Origin of the sequence: Streptosporangium fragile, assembly GCF_039534445.1 — a bacterium.
Classification (GTDB): domain Bacteria; phylum Actinomycetota; class Actinomycetes; order Streptosporangiales; family Streptosporangiaceae; genus Streptosporangium; species Streptosporangium fragile.
Window position 1 is genome coordinate 1 of the sequence record NZ_BAAAVI010000178.1, and the last position, 947, is coordinate 947.

Annotated in this window: 1 protein-coding gene; it reads right to left on the reverse strand. The window is 70.7% G+C overall.

Features of this window, described 5'->3' with window-relative positions; all coding sequences use genetic code 11:
* Window positions 1-947: flavodoxin-dependent (E)-4-hydroxy-3-methylbut-2-enyl-diphosphate synthase (gene ispG, locus ABD841_RS40515; RefSeq protein ID WP_344982400.1), on the reverse strand; the 947-nt coding region annotated here is incomplete at both ends.

A 947-nucleotide genomic window follows, 5' to 3' on the forward strand; every position in this document is an offset into this window, starting at 1 on the left:
ACCTCGCCCCTGACGAAGATCTGGCCCTTGCCGTTGCCGGAGGCGACGCCGAGGTCGGCCTCGCGGGCCTCACCGGGGCCGTTGACGACGCAGCCCATCACGGCCACGCGCAGCGGGACCTTCAGCCCCGTCAGGCCGGCCTGGACCTGCTCGGCCAGGGTGTAGACGTCGACCTGGGCGCGCCCGCAGGAGGGGCAGGAGACGATCTCCAGGCCGCGCTCGCGCAGGTTGAGCGATTCCAGGATCTGGATGCCGACCTTGACCTCCTCCACCGGCGGGGCCGACAGCGACACCCGGATGGTGTCGCCGATGCCCTCGGCGAGCAGGGCGCCGAAGGCGACGGCGGACTTGATCGTGCCCTGGAAGGCCGGGCCCGCCTCGGTGACGCCCAGGTGGAGCGGGTAGTCGCACCGGGCGGCGAGCAGGCGGTAGGCCTGGATCATCACGACCGGGTCGTTGTGCTTGACCGAGATCTTGATGTCGCGGAAGCCGTGCTCCTCGAACAGCGAGCACTCCCACAGCGCCGACTCCACCAGCGCCTCGGGCGTGGCCTTGCCGTACTTGGCCAGCAGGCGCGGATCCAGCGAGCCGGCGTTGACGCCGATGCGGATCGGCACGCCGTGCCCGGTGGCCGCCTTGGCGATCTCGCCGACCTTGTCGTCGAACTTCTTGATGTTGCCCGGGTTGACCCGGACCGCCGCGCAGCCCGCCTCGATCGCGGCGAAGACGTACTTCGGCTGGAAGTGGATGTCGGCGATCACCGGGATCTTCGACTTGCGCGCGATGATCGGCAGCGCGTCGGCGTCGTCCTGCGACGGGACGGCGACCCGGACGATCTGGCAGCCCGCGGCGGTCAGCTCGGCGATCTGCTGGAGCGTCGCGTTGACGTCGGCGGTGACGGTGGTGGTCATCGACTGGACGGAGACCGGCGCGTCACCGCCCACGGG